We start from the raw sequence: 16,826 nt of genomic DNA on the forward strand, positions 1-16,826 counted from the left end.
GCGGGACGGGCATCGGCCGAGAGGGAGCTGGACACATGGAACCGGACGTCGTGGTGGAGCCGGACCGGCCGCCGCACGGCACCGACGGGCGGCCCGCGCTGGCCGACCTGGCGAGGGCCGACGCGGGTGAGCTGGCCCGGAGGCTGGAGCTGGCCCTGCCGGGCGCGGGTGCCAGACCGGTCGCGTCTTTCAATTCAGGCATCTGACAGTACGGTTAGCGGACGGCGCGTCCTGGAAATGTGCCGTCATGACTCCTCCGCCGCTCACGCAGGTCGTGCTGAAGGTCCACAGCCGGTGCGACCTCGCCTGCGACCACTGCTACGTCTACGAGCACGCCGACACCGGCTGGCGCGCCCGGCCGCGCGTCGTCGGGGAGGCGGTGCTGGCGAGAGCCGCCGAGCGGATCGGGGAGCACGCCGTCGCGCACGGGCTCACCTCCGTGCGCGTCGTCCTGCACGGGGGCGAGCCGCTGCTGGCCGGGCCGGCGGTGTTCCGGCGGGCGGCGGAGGCGTTGCGGGCCGCGCTGCCCGAGGTGTGCGACCTGGACCTGCGGGTGCACACCAACGGGGTGCGGCTGAGCGCGGCGTACTGCGAGCTGTTCGACGAACTCGGCATCCGGGTCGGCGTCTCGCTGGACGGCGACCGGGCCGCCAACGACCGGCACCGCCGCTTCGCCGACGGCCGCTCCAGCCACCCGCGGGTGCTGCGGGCCGTCGGGCTGCTGCGCGAGCCGCGGTTCCGGCACCTGTTCGCGGGCCTGCTCTGCACCGTCGACACCGCCAACGACCCGGTGGCGGTGTACCGGGCGCTGGCCGCACTGGAGCCGCCCGCCGTCGACCTCCTGCTCCCGCACGCCACCTGGGAGCGCCCGCCGGAGCGGCCCGCCGGGGCGGGTGCGACGCCGTACGCCGACTGGCTGCTGGCCGTCCACGAGCGGTGGGAGGCGGACGGCCGCCCGTTCGCCGTCCGCACCTTCGACTCGGTGCACCGCACCCTGGCCGGGCTGCCCGGTCTGGGCGAGGCCCTCGGGCTGGAGCCGGTGGACCTGGTGGTGCTGGAGACGGACGGGACGTACGAGCAGGCGGACAGCCTGCGGACGGCGTACGACGGCGCCCCGGCCACCGGGCTGGACGTCTTCCGGCACAGCCTCGACGACGTCGCCCGGCACCCGGGGACGGCCGCCCGGCAGGCGGGCCTCGCCGGGCTGAACGCCACCTGCCGGGCCTGCCCGGTGGTGCGCTCCTGCGGCGGGGGCCTGTACGCGCACCGCTACCGGGACGGCTCCTTCGACCACCCCTCGGTGTACTGCGCGGACCTGCGGGAGCTGATCGACGGCCTGGCCGCCCGGGCCGGGGCCCCGCGGCGTCCTGCCCCACCGGTGGACGTCGCCGGGCCGGAGCTCAGTGACGCGCAACTGGGCGAACTGGCTCTGGGGCAGGGCGGGCCGGAGACCGTCCGGGCGCTCGCCCGGTCCCAACTCGCGCTCACCCGGGCGATGGTGGCCGCCGTGCACGGCTCCTCGGGGGTGGCCCGCTCGGCGGCCTGGGAGCTGCTGACCGAACTCGACGCCGCCGAACCGGCCGCCGTGGACGCGGTGTTGGCCCACCCGTACGTCCGGGCCTGGGCGGCGCGGCGGCTGACCGGCGACCCGGGCGCGGGGCTCGGTCCGCTGGCCGGGCTGGCCGCCGCGGCGGCCGTGCGGGCGGGGCGCGGGGACGCGGTGGCGGTGCCGCTCCGGGAGGGCGTGCTGCACCTGCCGACCCTCGGCCGGCTGGTGCTGGGCGGGGGCGCCCGGGAGGCGCTGGTCACCGGGGGGCGGACGGGCTGGACGGCGCGCACCGGGGACGGCACGCTCACCGGCCCGGGTGACCCGCGCTGGCAGCCGGTGCGGCGGATCGGGTTGGCGGGCGGGCGCGTGCTGGCGCTGGAGGACGTGGACCCGCAGCGCGCCGTCCACTGCTGGCCGGTCGCGGACCGCCTGTCCGGCACCGCGTACGCGGGCTGGGCGCAGGACCTGCGGGCGGCCGCCGACCTGCTCGACCGCGAACTGCCCGACTACGCGGCCGGATTGCGGGCAGGCCTGACCACCGTCACCCCACTGCGGCCCGGCCCGGACGGACGGGACCTCAGCTCGGCGGCACGCCAGGCCTTCGGAGCGGTCGCCATCGCCCGGCCCGGTACCGCGCCGGGCCTCGCGCTGCTGCTGGTGCACGAGTTCCAGCACGTGAAGCTGGGCGCGGTGCTCGACCGGTGGGAGCTGTACGACCGCACCGACACCCGTCTGTTCGAGGCCTTCGGCCTCTCCCCGCGCCCGGTCGGCTCCCTCTTCCAGGCCGTCTACGCCCACCTCGCCGTCACCGCCTTCTGGGGCACCCAGGCGGACGCCGGATCGCCAGCGGCCCGCTCCCGGTTCACCCACTGGCGCGGCCTGACCGACGCGGCCGTGGACCTGCTCGCCGGCAGCGGCGCGCTGACGGCGCTGGGGCGCCGGTTCGCCGACGGGGCGCGGGAGTCGCTCGACCCCTGGCTGCGGGTCCCCGCCGGGCGGGCCAGGGGGTGATGCGGCCCAGGCGGCGGGCCATCCGCTCGACGGTGCCCGTGGGCGGCGCGGTCTCCGTGGCCGGGGTCGTTGCGGTCGTTCAGCCGCAGCCCCCGCTGCTGAGCGATGCCGTGGCGGGCGGCTGGCAGCTGTTCGAGCACGGCGACCCGGGAGCCGTGGCGTACGCCGTGGATCGAGGTGGCCGTCTGCGCATGGGCGAACCAGGAGGCGTTCGGCACCAGCGGAAGCGGCCGTTGTGGCACTCTGGCCCGGACACCCGCACCGGCGGGCCGGTGGCGGGCGACCCAGTCCCAGCGTCGGCTGGTCCATGACCTGGTGGTCCGGAAGGCGTCCAGTGCCGGCCAGCTCGCGAAGCGAAGGTCCGTTGCCGAGCCGGGGTGTCGGCGAGAGCACGAAGGTTCCTCGAAAGGTCGGGTGCGATGGGCGTCACGCTGGGCGTGGTGGTGCTGACGATGGGAAACCGGCCTGCGGAGCTGACGGCGCTGCTGGAATCGGTACGGGCCCAGGACAGCGGCGACAGCGGTGTTCGGACCGTCGTGCTCGGGCAGGGCGTGAAGCTGCCGGAGCTGCCGGAGTGGGTGGATGCGGTGGAGTTGCCGGAGAACCTCGGCATCCCCGGAGGCCGCAACGCCGGCGTCGAGCGGCTGTGTGAGCTGGGTGGCACGGACGTGCTGGTCGTCCTGGACGACGACGGGCTGCTGCCCCGCACCGACACCTTCCGGCTGATCCGGGAGGCCTTCGAGCGGGACTCCGAGCTGGGCATCGTTTCGTTCCGGATCGCGGATAAGACCGGGTTCACCCAGCGCCGCCACGTGCCCCGCTTCGGTGCGAGCGATCCGCTGCAGTCCGGTCCGGTCACGACGTTCCTGGGCGGCGGGCACGCGATCCGCATGAGCGTGATCGACCGGGTCGGGCTGTTCCCCGCCGAGTTCTTCTACGCGCACGAGGAGACCGACTTCGCCTGGCGCGCGCTGGACGAGGGCTGGCGGATCGACTACCGCGCCGACCTGGTGCTGCAGCACCCCCGCACCGACCCGGCCCGTCACACCACCTACTACCGGATGACGGCCCGCAACCGGGTGTGGCTGGCGAAGCGCCACCTGCCCGCTCCTCTGGTGCCGATCTACCTGACCTCCTGGGCGCTGTACACGCTGGTCGGGCGGCCGCCGCTCGCCGGGCTCAAGGCGTGGTGGTCCGGGTTCTTCGAGGGTGTCCGGGTGCCGTGCCCGCCTCGGCGGCCGATGCGGTGGTCCACGGTGTGGCGGATGACGCGACTGGGCCGACCGCCGGTGATCTGACAACCGTGGTTCGCGCGGCCGCGTCGCGGTGCTGGGACGGAGGGCGGCGCCGATCTGCGGCGTCCCGTGCTGCTCCCGCGTCGGCGCGGGAGCAGCACGGGGGGTTATGGCGGTGGTGGGTTCGTCGGACTCGCGGATGTGGACGAGTTCGCCGTTGGACGCGATCTCGACGCAGTCGGCGTCCTCCCCGCTGAACGTCGACTTCTGCCAGTTGAGCTGCTCCATGGCTACCTCCCCAGGAGTTTGTACCGGACGTGCTGGATCATGCCCTTGAGCCTCTGTCGCACTCTCCGGGTCTCGGTCGGCGACGAGAGCCACACCCTCCCCCGGCACTGGCGATCCGCCGCCGGCGACGACCTCGCCGAGGGCGGGCGGGGGCTCCAACTCGTCGAAGGGCTCACCCACCGGTGGGGCGCGGAGTCGCACAAGCGAGGCAAGCTCGTCTGATTCGAGCTGGACTCGGCCGCGTGACCACCGCCATCGGCCTGCTCGTCCTCGCCTCGGCGGTGGTCGGGGCGGTCGGCGAGGTGCTGACGAGGTCGCTGCGGAACCACGTCGACCGGGCGGGCAGCACGGTCGACGAGCACAGGTGCCATTGATGGCACTCCGCCCCCTCGCCGGGCCCCGGCGAGGGGGCGGAGCGTAGATTCGGCTCATGAACGAGCAGCCCCCGGTCCTGGTCACCCGCCGTCTCGCCCCCGGCGTGGCCGAACGGCTCACCGCTCACCACGCGGCCACCGTGCACGACTCCGACCTGCCGATGGCGCGCGCCGACCTCCTCGCGGCCGTCCACGGCCGCCGGGCCCTCATCACCACCCTGGACGACCGGGTGGACGCGGAACTCCTCGACGCCGCCGGCCCCGGCCTCGAAGTCGTCGCCAACCACGCCGTGGGCCACCACAACATCGACCTGGCCGCCTGCGCCGAGCGCGGCATCCCGGTCACCAACACCCCCGGCGTGCTGACCGCCTCCACCGCCGACATGGCCTGGGCCCTGCTGCTGGCCGCCACCCGCCGCCTCGGCGAGGGCGAGCGGCTGCTCCGCTCCGGCGAGACCTGGGCCTGGGCGCCCAACTTCCTGCTCGGTCTCGAACTGACCGGCACCCCGCTGGGCATCCTCGGCATGGGCCGGATCGGGCAGGCGGTGGCCCGCCGGGCGCGCGGCTTCGACATGCCGGTGAGCTACCACAACCGCCGCCCGCTGCCGCCCGAGCAGGCCGACGGCGCCGAGTGGCTGCCGCTGGACGACCTGCTCGCCACCTCCACCGTCCTCGTCGTCACCTGCCCGCTGAGCGACGCCACCCGGCACCTGCTGGACGCCCGCCGGCTGGCCCTGCTGCCGCCCGGCGCGGTGGTGGTCTCGATGACCGCCGGGGTCGTCGACGAGGAGGCGCTCGCCGCCGCCCTGGAGTCCGGCGCGCTGTTCGCCGCCGCCGTCGACAACTTCGAGCACGAGCCGGCCGTCCCCTCCGCCCTCCTCGCCCAGGACCGCGCCGTCCTCGCCCCGCACCTGGGCAGCGCCACCGTCCGCACCCGCCAGGCCATGGGCGACCTCGCCGTCGACAACGTCCTCGCCGTCCTCTCCGGCAAGGACCCGCTCACCCCGGTCGGCCGCTAGCGGACTCCGGAAACGGCGGAATGTGGTCCATCGTCTGCAACAACCGCCTCGCAGCTGTGGCTTCCTCCGGCCGTACGGAGGAAGCCACAGCTGCGATGACTGACCGACCCGTGAGGACGGCTCTCCTGGCGGCCGCCTCCCAGCCGGATTGCCGCCGGTGGCTCGTGTCGCGCCTGCCGATCCGGTCCGCCGCACAGGCGGAGTGCCACTGGTCGGCCTGGCAGATGCTTCCCAGCAGGTCCAACAACTCGGCCTTGCAGGACACATGAGGGGTCGCGGCCAGTTCGACGAGGAACGGGACCGCGGGAGCTGTTGCCTCACCGACGACGAACCCCAGCGCACAGACGGCGTCGCCCAGTTCGTCGACGGCGAGGCGGGCCGCATCCTCGTCCCCGTGGGCGATCCGGGCCAGCAGCGGGGGAATCCCGCCGGCCGGAGCCCCCGTCGCGTCACGCAGCTCTGCCCAGCGGACCCCGGAGACGCTCCTCAACGGACTTCCCACGCTCTGCTCCTCATCGGATCCTCGCGTCGACTCTGCCGCACCCATGGTCCGGCAGCCGGCGGCACTCCGGCCGGGCGGCATTCCGCGGGTCCGGCGCCGCGCGGAGAACGGGTTGGGGACCACCACCTATGCGCATCGGACGATGATGGGTCACTCGCGATCGGTGGGGCCGTTGATCTCGCGGCGGGCCTGCCAGGTGGTGTGCTCGCGGGAGACGGCGTCCTCGGCGTCGCGGGAGAAGCGGGCCCAGAGTTCCTCGGCGTCGGGGGAGCCGACGTCGAGGTGGGCGAGCTGGGCGCGGATCTGGGCCAACTCGTCGGCGGCCAGGCCGTACGCGGCGGCGAGCGGGCGGTACTGGCGCAGTTGCGCCCACGCGGTGACCGAGGCGGCCACGGCGGAGACGGTGCCGAGCGCGTCGAAGGAGAACTCGCCCATCGCCCGCAGCACCGCGAGCACCAGGCCGAGCAGCGGCAGCCCGACGCCGGCCACGCCGGTCCAGAACCCGGCGCGGGCGCAGTAGCGGGACTTGGAGCGGTACCAGTCCTGCTGCACCTGGATCCGCTCGCGCAGGTAGACGTCCCGGCGTACGGCCAGCGGCTGGTCGCGCAGGCCGCGCATCGCCGCCGTTATCTGGCTCTCGGCGGGCCGGCCGGCCAGGCCGGGGCCGACCGCGCGGCTGCCTCGGAAGGCGTGCAGCACCCGGCCGAGCTGGAGACCGTACAGCCCCTCGGCGTCCGGCAGCGGACGCGGCGGCGGCTGGACGGCGTCCGCCCGGACGGCGAACTTCCAGGCGAGGGTCTTCACCGACTCGGCGGCGGCCCGGCCCTCGTACCAGAGGCCCTGCGGGTTCTGCCGGCTGGTCACGGCGGAGAGGGCGATCGCACCGAGGTAGGCGACGGCCGCGAGCCAGGACCACACCGTGCCGTCGGCCGAGCCGGCCGTGGCGGCCGCGACCAGCAGCACCAGCTCTGCGGCGGCGAGCCGTACCGCTCTGGTCTGCCCCTGCTGGGAGGCGGAGTCGGCCGCCCAGAAGAGCTCCGGCAGCAGCTCCCGCTCCCGCACCACCCGGTCCGCCCCACCCGTGCCCGACGTCATTCCGTCCCCCACTTCGCAGCTCCGCCGCCCCGGCGGTACCTGCCCCGCCAGGGGGCCCGGTACGCCTCGGGTGGGGCTGTGGCGATGGATGTGGTCGCCGGTCCCTTCGGGCCGGTGCCCCCTCGGCGTGTGGCCGGGTCGGGGTGGGGTGTGCGGGGCGGTCGGGGGCAGTGGGAGGTGGGTGCTGCGGGCCGCCGCCGTGCGGCGCAGGGGTGTGCGGGGAGGCCGGGACAGCCCGTGGTCCGGTGCTGCGGGGCGCTGTACGGACGTTGGGGGGCAGCCGATGGTGCGGTGCCGACGGGCGCCGCTGCCGGGCCAGGGGCGTGGGCGCGGGTCGGGCCGGGGGCGCTGCGTGTGTGTGCTGTGGGCCGCCGCCGGGGCGTGCGCGCGCTGTGGGCGGGTTTCGGGTGTGGCCGCTCCGGCGGGCGGTGCTGCCCCGCAGGGCAGGTGGCGCGTGGCCCGGGGCGGGGCGTGCCGGCTCGCGTGTGCTTCAGGTCGGCGGCGGGGCGTCGGGCGGGGCATGGTGCTGCCCCGGCCGACGCCCCCGCCGCCGCCGGGCGGGCGCGGTGTCGACGGCGGTCGGCCGGTCGGCGTAGGGCGCCTGGTACCGGCGGCCGCGCCGGCGTACGGCGTACGGACGGGCGCGGTCAGAAGGTGTAGAAGACCCGCTCCGCGTTGTCGGCCATCTGCTTGGCGTTCCACTCCGTGCCGCCGGGCACGTTGCCGGAGCGGAACAGCGGCGGGGTGGCGCCGGTGCCGGCGAGGGCGGCGTCCGCCAGGCGCTCCACCGCCGAGGCGACCACGGCCTGCATCAGCGCGCTGGTGACGATGGTGGAGACCGGGCCGAAGGAGGTCTCGGCGCCGGGGTGGGTCAGCTCGCCGTCGCCGATCGCGATCTTGTTGTCCAGGACGACGTCGCAGTGGTCCTTCAGATAGGTGCCGGAGGGATGGCCCGACGCGATCTCGCCGGGGTAGGCGAGCGAGGTCAGCCCGATCACCTTCAGGCCCCGCCCCCGGGCGTGCTGGGCCAGCTCGACCGGCATCACCTGGCGGCCGGAGAGCGAGATGAGGAACAGCAGGTCACCGCTGGTGGCGGGAGTGAGGTCCAGGGTGGCGGTGGCCAGGCCGGAGACCCGCTCCAGCGCGCTGGACAGCGGCGCCGGCATCACCGTGACCCCGGCCATCCCGGGGACCTCCAGCAGGTTCATCGGCACCAGCCCGCCGGCCCGGTAGACCACGTCCTGGGCGGCCAGCGAGGAGTGGCCGGCGCCGAAGGTGAAGATCCGGCGCCCCTCGGAGACGGCCTCGGCCAGCAGGGCGGCGGCCGCCTCGATGTTCTCCGCCTCCTCGGTGCGGACCCGCTGGAGGTGGGCGATCGCGGCGTCGAAGTACCGGCCGACCAGCTCGCTCATCTGCTGCCTTCGCTCTCTGCCGGTGGGGGCCCGGCCGGGTGGGGGAGCGGTCGCGGTGGTCCGGACCACTGTGGAGAAAGCTCCGGCCAGCACCGTGCTGCCTGATCGGCGCCGCTGTCAACAGGCACGAAACGCCGGCCCCGCGCCCTGAGGCGGGCCCGGCAGTCGGTGCGGTACGTCAGAATTGGCGATGAGGACACCGAGGAACGGAGCCAGCGGCGATGTCTGGGCTGATCGACACCACTGAGATGTACCTTCGCACCATCCTGGAGCTGGAGGAGGAGGGCATCACCCCGATGCGCGCCCGGATCGCCGAGCGCCTGGAGCAGAGCGGGCCCACGGTCAGCCAGACGGTCGGCCGGATGGAGCGCGACGGACTGCTGCGCGTCGCCGGCGACCGGCACCTGGAGCTGACCGAGGAGGGCCGCCGGCTCGCGGTGCGGGTGATGCGCAAGCACCGCATCGCCGAGTGCCTGCTGGTCGACGTGATCGGCCTGGAGTGGGAGCAGGTGCACGAGGAGGCCTGCCGCTGGGAGCACGTGATGAGCGAGACGGTCGAGCGCAAGGTGCTCGCGATGCTCGGTCACCCCACCCAGTCCCCGTACGGCAACCCGATCCCGGGGCTGGACGAGCTGGGCGACGCCAAGGCCGAGGGCGAGGGCTTCGACGCCGGGCTCGTCCCGCTGGACTCGGTGCTGCCGGGCGCGGACGGCGCCGACGTGGTGGTCCGCCGGATCGGCGAGCCGATCCAGACCGACGGCGACCTCATGCGCACGCTGCGCCGGGCCGGGGTCCGGCCGGGGTCGACGGTGCGGGTGAGCGCCGGGGTCGGCGGGGTGCTGGTGGGCACCGGCGACAACGCCGCCGAGCTGGGCAAGGAGATCGCCGCGCACGTCTTCGTCGCGCAGGCCTGAACCACCGCGGAGGCCCGAGCGCGGGAGCGCGGAGCGGCAGCGGAGACGGGACGGGCGGGCAACGCCGGACGGGGCCGGGCGCTCCCCGCGCACCCGGCCCCGTCCGGCCCTCCCCGGTCCCTCCCGCTTCCGTGTCACCGGCCTCCCCGAACCCGGCCGGTGACACGGCCCCGCCCTGTCCCTCCCGTCCCTCCCGGTCTCCCCTCCGTCCCTCCCGCGTCCGCCTCGCCCGGCTTCCCCGACCGAGCGCCCCGTCCGGCGGCCCCTCACGCTGGGAGTTCTCCCACTCGGACGATCAAGGCAATCCTTGAGTGCTGTCACTCGTACGAGGGGCTTTCGCCGTTGACCAGCGGGTACACCGAACCCTTATCCGCACGTGCGTATGACGGGCCCCGTCTCCGGTGGGAGACAAGGCCCGTCACTCGCGCGCGGGGTGTCGCGCAGCGCACGCCCTCACCCGATCGGCGCAGGGCGGCAGTCCGGGGGAGCGGTCAGCGCACCGCCGCGGGCCGGGCCGACCGGGCTCCGGCCGGCGGCGCGTCACGGCCGCAGGCGTAGGCCAGTGGGCTGATCAGCTCGGCGGCGTCCGGCAGCCAGCGGTTGAGCGCGGTGGGCGAGCGGGCCCACTGCGCGAAGCCGCTCGGACCGACCCGGGACGGCGGGGCGACCGTCCAGTCGCCCTCGCCGCGGGCCACCAGGTCCAGCCGGCCGGGCGGCCAGCCCAGCCTGCGGAGCATCTCCGGCACTCTGGCCGCCACGCCGGGCAGCACCAGGAAGTGCAGCCGCCGGCCGGTGCGGCCGGGCGCGGCCGGGACCACCGCCACCGGACCGAGCTGCAGCCCCATCCGCTCCATCCGCGCCAGCGCCAGGCAGCCGGCCGGTTCCGGGACGTCCAGCACGTCGAAGGACCGGCCGGTCGGCAGCAGGATCGACGCCTCCGGGCACTCCGTCCACCAGTGCCGCACCGCGCCCGGACCCGCGCTCGCCCGGCGCGTCCAGTCCGTGTCGATCGGGTGGGCACCGGGGAGCGCGCACCGCGGATCGCCGCAGGAGCAGCGCGCGCGCCCGTCCCCGTCGACCAGCCAGGCGCCCGGGGTGACCTCCCAGTGCCGGGTCTCGGCGCAGCCGACGGCTTCGACGAGCAGCGGGGACGGTCCGGCAGAGGAGCCCTGGTCGGCGGGGCCCTGGTCGAGGGGATCGGGGAAGTCTTCCACGGGGTGCTCAACTACCGTGCGTGAGACGGGTTACGGCCGGTTCCGGGCCGTCGCGCCCCGGGTCGGCAATTCACCCGAACCGGTGAGGCGGACCGTGCGGGAGCGCGCCGGGGGGAGGCAGGGTGGGCGCAGTGGGGGCGCACGGGAGCATTCTCCCGGGCGCGTGGGGGGTGGGGATCGTCACCGTGGGTATCCCGCTGGCGTTGCTGATCGCTAACCTGGTGTCAGTTTCCTTGAACGGTCGGACAGTCGGCAACTCGGCAACAGAGATCAGCAGAAAGCGTCGCCCGCCGGCCGGGACCGGAGGGTGTGGGGAGGCGAAGCCCAATGGCCGCGAGACCACTTGTCGCACGACAGCCCAACGAGCGTCTCCAGCAGCTGATCCAGGAGGCCAGCTGCTCCAATGCCGGTCTGGCGCGGAGAGTCAATCTCTGCGGCGCCGAGCACGGTCTGGACCTGCGGTACGACAAGACCTCCGTCGCACGCTGGCTCCGCGGCCAGCAGCCGCGCGGGCAGGCCCCGGCGGTGATCGCCGAGGCGCTCGGGCGCAAGCTGGGGCGCAGCGTGTCGGTCGAGGAGATCGGCATGGCCGACGGCAAGAACCTCAGCTCCGGGATCGGCCTGCAGTTCGCGCCGACGCTGGGCGCCGCGCTGGAACAGGTCTGCGAGCTGTGGCGCAGCGACGTCGGCCGCCGGGACTTCCTGACCGGGGCGACGGTGGCGGCCTCCGCCCTGGTCGAGCCCAGCCGGGACTGGCTGATCACCCCGCCCGACCCGGTGGTGGCCCGCACCGGCGGCACCCGGGTCGGCCCGACCGACGTCGCGGCCGTCAAGGCGACCACCGCGATGCTGGTCGACCTGGACCACCGGTTCGGCAGCGGGCACGTGCGCCCGGTGGTGGTGCACTACCTCAACAGCGTGGTCTCCGGGCTGCTCGGCGGCTCCTACCGGGACGAGACCGGGCGCCAACTCTTCGCCGCCGTCGCGCGGTTGACCGAGCTGGCGGGCTACATGGCGGTGGACACCGGCCAGCCGGGCCTGGCCCAGCGCTACTACATCCAGGCGCTGCGCCTGGCCCAGGCCGCCGACGACCGGGGCTACGGCGGGTACGTGCTGGCGGCCTCGATGAGCCACCTGGCGGCGACCCTGGGCAACCCGCGGGAGATCGCCCAGCTCGCCCGGGCCGCCCAGGAGGGCGCCCGGACGGTGGCCACCCCGACCGCGATGGCGATGTTCTACGCGGCCGAGGCGCGCGGGCACGCCCTGCTCGGCGACGCCAGGGCCTGCGAGGCGGTGGCCGCCAAGGCGCTGGAGATGATGGAGAAGCGCCGCCCGGAGGACGACCCGGACTGGATCGTCCACTTCGACGACGCCTACCTCGCCGACGAACTGGCCCACTGCCACCGGGACCTGGAGCAGGCCGGCCCGGCCGAGCACTACGCCCGCCGGGCGCTCGACCTGCACCCGCCGACGCGGGTGCGGCGCCGCGCGGTGGACCTCGTGCTGCTGGCGACGGCACAGCTCCAGCAGCGGGACGTCGAGCGGGCCTGCGAGACCGGGGCCCAGGCGGTCCGGCTGCTGAGCGGGCTGCGGTCCAACCGGGGCGTGGAGTACCTGGACGAGTTCCGGCGCCGGCTGGAGCCCTACCGGGAGCAGCGGGTGGTCCGCGAGTTCCAGGCCCGGGCGGAGGCGGAGGCGGCCTGAGCCGACGGGCGCCGAGGAGGGCGTCGCGGAGGCCGTCATGGAGGCCGTCAAGGAGGACGGCGGAGAGCGTGCAGGGTCGGTGAGGGATGGACCGCCCACGTGGTCGGCCGGTTCGGTGAACCGGTAGCGTGGGCGCGACGTCCAAGGAACTGTGATGCTCCCAAGAACCGACGAGATGTGGTCCGCCGTCAGCGCGCGGTCGTGCACAGGTGAGGAATCGCGTTGAGCCAGCGCCGCTCGTATCCCAACTCGGGTGACTTCAACCTGGACGACCTGTTCCGCCCGGAGCCCGGCCAGCAGCAGGGCCAGCAGCCCGGTCCGCCGCAGGGCCAGCAGCCCGGGCAGCACCCCGGCCCGCCGCCGCAGGGTCAGCCGTACGGGCCGCCGCAGGGTCAGCCGTACGGAGCGCCGCAGGCCCAGGCGCCGGCCGGGCCGTACCCCGGCGGGCCGTCCGGGCAGCCGGAGTACCTCGGTGACAGCGCGCTGCCGACCCAGGCCATGCCGGTCCAGCCGGGGGGCGCGCAGCCGGCCTGGGGCGGCGCCCCGCAGCCGGGCTACCCGGCCGACCCGGCCCAGGCGACCCAGTACCTGCCGCCGTACCCGGCCGGTGACCCGCAGGCGGCGGGCGGCTACCCGCCCGCGCAGCCGGGCTACGCCGACCGGCCCGCGCCGGGCCACCCGGACCAGCCGGGCGGGGCCCCGGCGGGGCGCGACGGCGGGCACGGCGGCCGTTCGTCCAACAAGCTGCTCATCGGCGGCGTGGTGGCGGGCTGCCTGGCGGCGGCCGTCCTGGTCGCGGTCCTGCTGAACGGTGACGACGAGACGTCCGGCACGGAGAAGAAGGCCGTCCCCACGGCCACCGGCAGCGGCCCGGCCGCCGCCGCCACCGCCCCGAGCGCGGGCCCGACGACCGCCTCGGTCGACCCGGTGGTCAAGGCGCAGGCCCAGGCGCTCTCCGACCTGCTCGGTACCGCCAACGACAGCCGGCAGGCCGTGATCGGCGCGGTCGCCTCGGTGCAGAAGTGCGACAAGCTGCCGGAGTCGCAGCAGGCGCTGACCGCCGCGGCCGGGCAGCGCCGGGAGCTGCAGACCAAGCTGGCCGGGCTGAAGACCGACAAGCTGCCCAGCGGCCCGCAGCTGGTCGAGCAGCTGAACGCGGCGTGGACGGCCTCGGCGACCGCCGACGACGAGTACGCGGCCTGGGCCGGGGACGCCCAGGGCGGCTGCGACCCGAAGAAGAACGACAACCCGCACTACAAGAACGCGGTGGCCGCGAGCGGCACCGCGACCACCGCCAAGAAGCAGGCGGCCGGGCTCTGGAACACCGTGGCCGGCCAGACCGGCCTGCCCACCCGCACCGACGGCGACCTCTGACCGCCCGCCGGCGCGCACCCGCCGCGTACCCGCCGGCACCCGCGAGGCAGCCCCGGACACGGACACGGCGAGGGCCCGGCCGTCGTACGGCCGGGCCCGGGACCGCGGGCCGGTCGGCGGCTCAGGCCGGCGGCTTGCCCCCGGTGAGCACCCAGCGCACGTCCACGAAGCCGGGCCGCTGCAGGGTCAGCTGCCCGCCCTTGACCACCTGGTAGGTGACCCAGGTGTTCACCAGCCGCGGCGACTCGGTGCTCGGCAGCATGTTGGTGGTCGCCCAGTTCAGCGGCGGGGTGAGCCCGACGTCGATCGGCTCGCCGCCGTCCAGCAGGGCGGTGATCGCCTTGGCGGACACCGGCCGTCCGGCCGCGGCCAGCCGGTCGGAGACCTGGCGGAACACCTCGAACGCCACCCAGGTGGTCTGCACCCCGGGGTCGGCGGCGTCGATGTGCCGGCCCGCGGTGTCGGCGCGGATCACGGCGCGCAGGCCGTCCCAGGTCTTGGCCGACTCCGGCGGGTACCAGCCGGTGACGAAGGCGCCGGCGAGCGGGCCGGAGTCGCCGCCGGTGGAGTCGACCACCGACTGCTGCACGCTGCCGATCACCGAGGCGATCCGGGTGTTCTTCGCGCCGGTCCGCCGGAAGGCGTCGAGCAGGTTGCCGGTCGGCTCGGAGCCCAGCGCGCTGGTGACGCAGTTGCCCGGCTGGTCGCCACCGATCGCCTTGCGGACCTCCGGGGTGTAGTCGTTGGACTTCTCCGGTGCCTTGACGTCCAGCGGCTTGATCCCGGCGGGCTTGAGCGCGGTGCCCAGGGAACCGAGCAGGTTGTCGCCGGCCGGGGTGTCCGGGCGGATCACCGCGACCGACTTGCAGCCGGCCTCCACCAGCTGCCGGCCGCTGCCGGCGATCAGGGCCGGCAGGCCGCCGCCCACCGGGTAGGACAACGGGCTGCTGAACTCCGGCTGGGACAGGCCGTAGCCGCCGATCAGCGGGATGCCGGCCCGTTCCAGGATGGGCATGAAGTCGTCGCCGTACTGGCTGTAGGAGCCGAGCACCGCGACCGCCTTGGCGTCCACCGCCTGCTGCGCGCAGGCCTTGGCACCGTCGGAGGTGTTGTGCTCGTTGCAGGTGATCACCCGTACCTGGCGGCCGTGCAGGCCGCCCTTCACGTTGATGTCCCGGCCGATGGCCTCGGCCAGGTCGGTCATCCCGGGGCGGTCGGCCGAGCCGGTGCCGGACGGCGCCCAGGTCATCACGGTGAGGTCGCCGCTGCCGGTGGCGGCATCGGCCGGTCCGCCGCACGCGGAGGCCGAGAAGAGGGTTGGGAGCAGCGCCGCGGCGGTCGCGGCGGCGGCGATCGGGCGCCGGCGGCGCCGTCCCGCGATCAGGTTCGTGGCCTGGGACGAGCCCGTACGGCTGGTCATCGGTCTTTCCCTCCCTGGGCGCAGTGCTGCGCACCGGTTCCAGCCAATCCCCGGCGTGGCAAGGAGAGAGGGCCGTCCAGCCAACAGGTGGTAAACGGGGAAGGAACTCCGAGGGGGGACGCGTGTAGATCCTGGAGTGGAGTACGAACGGTGGGGGAACGTACGATCGTTGCCCATGTCCGCCAGCACAGAATCTTCGTATCGGTCTGCCCGAAACCCTTCTCGTCCGGGCCACCGCTCCAGCACGATGGGCGGCATGCCGCTCAACGACCTGCCCTGGTGGCGCTGGCGGGCCCGACTCCGCTCGGCGCTGCACATGCTCTCCGACCCCGGGTTCCAGCGGGACGCCTGGCTGGCCGGCCGGGAGGGGTACGGCGACGTCACCGACGCCGTCTACCGCCTGGTCGAGGACACCTGGCTGGACCGCTGGTCGGCCGAGAAGTACGTGGGCACGATCTTCCGGGACTCCGCCGAGGCGACCCTGGTGGACGTCGCGGTGCTGCGGGTGGTGCGGATCCTGCACGAGGTGGGCGCGGACGCCCCGGCCTCCGCGTACCTGGAGCACCACGGCTGGCCGGAGGCGGTCCGGGCGGCCCGCGAGGCGCACGTCAGGCTGGCGGTCAACGACGGCGAGGACCCGGACGTCCCGCCGCGCTCGCTGGACGTGCTGCGGATCCTGACCCAGGTCTGAGCGGCCCGGCGCCCCGCTCCGGGCGGGCCGTCCCGCAGTGCGGGCAGCGGGGCGGGGGTCCTCCCGGAGTGTGACACGCTGGAGCATTCACACCAGCACCAGCTCAGGACGGGATACCCCCACCGTGGAACAGCAGCCGGCCAGCGCCCAGTACGTCCTCACGCTGTCCTGCCCCGACAAGCAGGGCATCGTCCACGCGGTCTCCAGCTACCTCTTCATGACCGGGTGCAACATCATCGACAGCCAGCAGTTCGGTGACGGGGACAGCGGTCTGTTCTTCATGCGGGTGCACTTCTCGGCCGTCGAGCCGGTGACCGTCGACAAGCTGCGGGCGAGCTTCGCGGCGATCGGCGCCTCGTTCGGGATGGACTGGCAGATCCACCCCAGCGAGGAGAAGCTGCGGATCGTCCTCATGGTGAGCAGGTTCGGGCACTGCCTGAACGACCTGCTGTTCCGCACCCGGATCGGCGCGCTGCCGGTGGAGATCGCCGCGGTGGTCTCCAACCACACCGACTTCCGCGACCTCACCGAGGGCTACGGCATCCCGTTCCACCACATCCCGGTGACCCGGGAGACCAAGGCCGAGGCCGAGCAGCAGCTGCTGGACCTGGTGGCCAAGGAGGACGTCGAGCTGGTCGTGCTGGCCCGCTACATGCAGGTGCTCTCGGACCAGCTGTGCACGGCGCTCTCCGGCAAGGTGATCAACATCCACCACTCCTTCCTGCCGAGCTTCAAGGGCGCCAAGCCGTACCACCAGGCGCACGCCCGGGGCGTGAAGCTGATCGGCGCCACCGCGCACTACGTCACGGCCGACCTCGACGAGGGCCCGATCATCGAGCAGGAGGTGGCCCGGGTGACCCACGACGTCACCCCGGACCAGCTGGTCGCGCTCGGCCGGGACGTCGAGTGCCAGGCGCTGGCCCGTGCGGTGAAGTGGCACAGCGAGCACCGGGTGCTGCTGAACGGCACCCGCACGGTCGTCTTCGCCTGACCGCCTGACCGCCTGACCGCCTGACCGCCTGAC

At 74.7% G+C, this 16,826-nt stretch carries 16 protein-coding genes and 1 pseudogene; 11 read left to right on the plus strand and 6 right to left on the minus strand.

Annotated features, from left to right (window positions below):
• Positions 1-35: 35 nt before the first annotated feature.
• The 3 genes from ABT238_RS01345 (at position 36) to ABT238_RS01355 (ending at position 3,858) form a co-directional block, all read left to right on the plus strand.
• Complete coding sequence (locus tag ABT238_RS01345) at positions 36-206, plus strand: hypothetical protein (RefSeq protein WP_350558227.1); 171 nt, start codon at positions 36-38, stop codon at positions 204-206.
• Between the two features lie 41 nt (positions 207-247).
• Positions 248-2,560, plus strand: coding sequence for an FxsB family cyclophane-forming radical SAM/SPASM peptide maturase (locus ABT238_RS01350; protein ID WP_350755171.1), 2,313 nt, complete (start codon positions 248-250; stop codon positions 2,558-2,560).
• 419 nt (positions 2,561-2,979) lie between these two features.
• Entirely contained in the window at positions 2,980-3,858 is an 879-nt protein-coding gene (locus ABT238_RS01355) for a glycosyltransferase family 2 protein (protein ID WP_350755173.1), read from the plus strand.
• 120 nt (positions 3,859-3,978) lie between these two features.
• Here the strand turns inward: ABT238_RS01355 and ABT238_RS01360 are convergent.
• Positions 3,979-4,083, minus strand: a pseudogene (locus ABT238_RS01360) (DUF397 domain-containing protein); the annotation flags it as partial.
• 45 nt (positions 4,084-4,128) lie between these two features.
• On the opposite strand from ABT238_RS01360, the gene ABT238_RS01365 reads away from it, so the two are divergent.
• The 3 genes from ABT238_RS01365 to ABT238_RS01375 are packed head-to-tail and all read left to right on the plus strand — an operon-like array spanning position 4,129 to position 5,476.
• Positions 4,129-4,305: an ATP-binding protein gene (locus ABT238_RS01365; protein ID WP_350558218.1), complete on the plus strand. Its 177-nt coding sequence runs from the start codon at positions 4,129-4,131 to the stop codon at positions 4,303-4,305.
• A 20-nt stretch (positions 4,306-4,325) separates the two neighbouring features.
• Positions 4,326-4,457 carry a hypothetical protein gene (locus tag ABT238_RS01370; protein WP_350755175.1) on the plus strand — a complete coding sequence of 44 codons (132 nt, stop codon included), beginning with the start codon at positions 4,326-4,328 and terminating at the stop codon, positions 4,455-4,457.
• Positions 4,458-4,513: 56 nt separating this feature from the next.
• Positions 4,514-5,476, plus strand: coding sequence for a 2-hydroxyacid dehydrogenase (locus ABT238_RS01375; protein ID WP_350558213.1), 963 nt, complete (start codon positions 4,514-4,516; stop codon positions 5,474-5,476).
• On the opposite strand, the gene ABT238_RS01380 is transcribed toward ABT238_RS01375, so the two are convergent.
• The 3 genes from ABT238_RS01380 to ABT238_RS01390 form a co-directional block, all read right to left on the minus strand.
• On the minus strand, positions 5,457-5,978 hold the full coding sequence (locus ABT238_RS01380; protein ID WP_350755177.1) for a hypothetical protein: 522 nt from the start codon (positions 5,976-5,978) through the stop codon (positions 5,457-5,459). The genes ABT238_RS01375 and ABT238_RS01380 overlap by 20 nt on opposite strands.
• A 150-nt stretch (positions 5,979-6,128) precedes the next feature.
• Complete coding sequence (locus tag ABT238_RS01385) at positions 6,129-7,073, minus strand: DUF4231 domain-containing protein (RefSeq protein ID WP_350558207.1); 945 nt, start codon at positions 7,071-7,073, stop codon at positions 6,129-6,131.
• Between the two features lie 647 nt (positions 7,074-7,720).
• On the minus strand, positions 7,721-8,485 hold the full coding sequence (locus tag ABT238_RS01390) for an SIS domain-containing protein (protein ID WP_350558204.1): 765 nt from the start codon (positions 8,483-8,485) through the stop codon (positions 7,721-7,723).
• 221 nt (positions 8,486-8,706) lie between these two features.
• Here ABT238_RS01390 and ABT238_RS01395 point away from each other — a divergent pair, with 221 nt between their 5' ends.
• Complete coding sequence (locus tag ABT238_RS01395) at positions 8,707-9,399, plus strand: iron-dependent transcriptional repressor DtxR (RefSeq protein WP_350558201.1); 693 nt, start codon at positions 8,707-8,709, stop codon at positions 9,397-9,399.
• 491 nt (positions 9,400-9,890) lie between these two features.
• Here ABT238_RS01395 and ABT238_RS01400 read toward each other — a convergent pair whose 3' ends face one another.
• Positions 9,891-10,544, minus strand: a complete 654-nt coding sequence (locus ABT238_RS01400) for a bifunctional DNA primase/polymerase (RefSeq protein ID WP_350559186.1) — start codon at positions 10,542-10,544, stop codon at positions 9,891-9,893.
• A 396-nt stretch (positions 10,545-10,940) separates the two neighbouring features.
• Between ABT238_RS01400 and ABT238_RS01405 the strand changes: the two genes are divergently transcribed.
• The gene (locus tag ABT238_RS01405) at positions 10,941-12,317 is read left to right on the plus strand and encodes an NsdA family TPR-like regulatory protein (protein ID WP_350558198.1); all 1,377 of its coding nucleotides are present in this window, start codon (positions 10,941-10,943) and stop codon (positions 12,315-12,317) included.
• A gap of 222 nt (positions 12,318-12,539) precedes the next feature.
• Positions 12,540-13,691 carry a hypothetical protein gene (locus ABT238_RS01410; RefSeq protein ID WP_350558195.1) on the plus strand — a complete coding sequence of 384 codons (1,152 nt, stop codon included), beginning with the start codon at positions 12,540-12,542 and terminating at the stop codon, positions 13,689-13,691.
• Between the two features lie 121 nt (positions 13,692-13,812).
• Here ABT238_RS01410 and ABT238_RS01415 read toward each other — a convergent pair whose 3' ends face one another.
• Positions 13,813-15,111 carry an ABC transporter substrate-binding protein gene (locus ABT238_RS01415; RefSeq protein WP_350558192.1) on the minus strand — a complete coding sequence of 433 codons (1,299 nt, stop codon included), beginning with the start codon at positions 15,109-15,111 and terminating at the stop codon, positions 13,813-13,815.
• 247 nt (positions 15,112-15,358) lie between these two features.
• Between ABT238_RS01415 and ABT238_RS01420 the strand changes: the two genes are divergently transcribed.
• Both ABT238_RS01420 and purU read left to right on the plus strand, forming a co-directional pair.
• Positions 15,359-15,802 (plus strand): SCO4402 family protein, encoded by a 444-nt coding sequence (locus ABT238_RS01420; protein ID WP_502884092.1) that lies wholly within the window; start codon positions 15,359-15,361, stop codon positions 15,800-15,802.
• A 124-nt stretch (positions 15,803-15,926) separates the two neighbouring features.
• Entirely contained in the window at positions 15,927-16,793 is an 867-nt protein-coding gene (gene purU / locus ABT238_RS01425) for a formyltetrahydrofolate deformylase (protein ID WP_350558186.1), read from the plus strand.
• Positions 16,794-16,826: the final 33 nt, after the last annotated feature.

Source organism: Kitasatospora sp. NPDC001527 (genome assembly GCF_040298605.1).
Taxonomy (GTDB): domain Bacteria; phylum Actinomycetota; class Actinomycetes; order Streptomycetales; family Streptomycetaceae; genus Kitasatospora.

What these genes read in the sequence shown, in the direction of transcription:
- ABT238_RS01345 (WP_350558227.1), top strand. Translation starts at nt 36, where the DNA reads ATGGAACCGGACGTCGTGGTGGAGCCGGACCGGCCGCCGCACGGCACC.
- ABT238_RS01350 (WP_350755171.1), top strand. Translation starts at nt 248, where the DNA reads ATGACTCCTCCGCCGCTCACGCAGGTCGTGCTGAAGGTCCACAGCCGG.
- ABT238_RS01355 (WP_350755173.1), top strand. Translation starts at nt 2,980, where the DNA reads ATGGGCGTCACGCTGGGCGTGGTGGTGCTGACGATGGGAAACCGGCCT.
- ABT238_RS01375 (WP_350558213.1), top strand. Translation starts at nt 4,514, where the DNA reads ATGAACGAGCAGCCCCCGGTCCTGGTCACCCGCCGTCTCGCCCCCGGC.
- ABT238_RS01385 (WP_350558207.1), bottom strand. Translation starts at nt 7,073, where the DNA reads ATGACGTCGGGCACGGGTGGGGCGGACCGGGTGGTGCGGGAGCGGGAG.
- ABT238_RS01390 (WP_350558204.1), bottom strand. Translation starts at nt 8,485, where the DNA reads ATGAGCGAGCTGGTCGGCCGGTACTTCGACGCCGCGATCGCCCACCTC.
- ABT238_RS01395 (WP_350558201.1), top strand. Translation starts at nt 8,707, where the DNA reads ATGTCTGGGCTGATCGACACCACTGAGATGTACCTTCGCACCATCCTG.
- ABT238_RS01405 (WP_350558198.1), top strand. Translation starts at nt 10,941, where the DNA reads ATGGCCGCGAGACCACTTGTCGCACGACAGCCCAACGAGCGTCTCCAG.
- ABT238_RS01415 (WP_350558192.1), bottom strand. Translation starts at nt 15,111, where the DNA reads ATGACCAGCCGTACGGGCTCGTCCCAGGCCACGAACCTGATCGCGGGA.
- ABT238_RS01420 (WP_502884092.1), top strand. Translation starts at nt 15,359, where the DNA reads ATGGGCGGCATGCCGCTCAACGACCTGCCCTGGTGGCGCTGGCGGGCC.